Origin of the sequence: Methylomonas rivi, assembly GCF_024505165.1 — a bacterium.
Taxonomy (GTDB): Bacteria; Pseudomonadota; Gammaproteobacteria; order Methylococcales; family Methylomonadaceae; genus Methylomonas; species Methylomonas rivi.
On record NZ_JANIBK010000340.1, the window covers coordinates 1 to 907 of the forward strand.

2 protein-coding genes are annotated in these 907 nt (G+C 64.3%); both read right to left on the reverse strand.

The features are described from left to right. A partial coding sequence (locus NP596_RS21605) for a type II secretion system protein M (RefSeq protein ID WP_256617440.1) occupies positions 1-251 on the reverse strand: 251 nt, incomplete at its 3' end. Further along, the coding region (gene gspL, locus NP596_RS21610; protein WP_256617441.1) for a type II secretion system protein GspL at positions 232-907 on the reverse strand (676 nt) is incomplete at its 5' end. The genes gspL and NP596_RS21605, both read right to left, overlap by 20 nt.

The following is a 907-nucleotide window of genomic DNA, read 5'->3' on the forward strand; positions in this document are numbered from 1 at the left end:
GACGCGGCGGTTTGGTCGCCCGCTTGCCGCACTTGCGCCACCCGTTGCGCCACCTCTTGCAAATGCAGGCGGATTTGTTGCCGGGCCTCGATCTGTTGTTGCAGCCGCTGGTTTTCCGCCCGCATGGGTTCGTACGCCAAACCATACACGGCCGCCGGCAAGGCAGCCGCCAGGCCGGCGATCAACAGCATTTGCTCGCGCGGCGACAAGGCCCGCCAACGTTTGATGAGATCAGTTTTGTCGAATGGCAATTTCCGCCTCCACGCCGTCCGCAACGCCGGCCACGGCGAGAATATCGACTTGCGGGCCGTTCTCGCCGCCGAGCTGGCGTTTAAATTGTTCGACGCTGGCCGCATCCGGGGCCAGCAGTTTGACTTGCAGGCTGTCGCCGTCGAATTGCAGGCGTTGCAGCCTGAGTTGCGGCGCCTCTTTCAACGGCCCGCCGACAACATGGAGCAAGGCTAAAAACCCGGCCGCGTTCAGCCGGGATTGCTCCTGTAGCGCCAGCAACTGCTGGTCCGCTTGCGCCTTGACATTGACCAGCCGCTTGATCTCCGGAAAGGTTTGCCGAAACAAGGCTTCGGTGCCGGCCTCAAGCGTTTGCAATTGCTGTTGCTGCCGCCGCTGCAATTGCCACTGCCCGGCCAGTTGCGCCAACAGTGCGACCGACAGGATCGCGACGGCGGGCAGCCAGGGCTTCAGATGGTTCCGCCGGCGAACTTGCGGGGCATAATCGCCCACCAGCAGATTCAAGGCGCCGGCCGCCGGCCATTGCCGCGCGTACAAGGACAAGGGCTCTGCCGACCCATGCCGCTCAATGCCGGCGGGCAGGCCGGCGCAGTCGTCGCCCGTGGCTGCCCAAAGCTGTATATCGCCCTGAGCCTGCCCCCCGGCATACAGTTTGTCC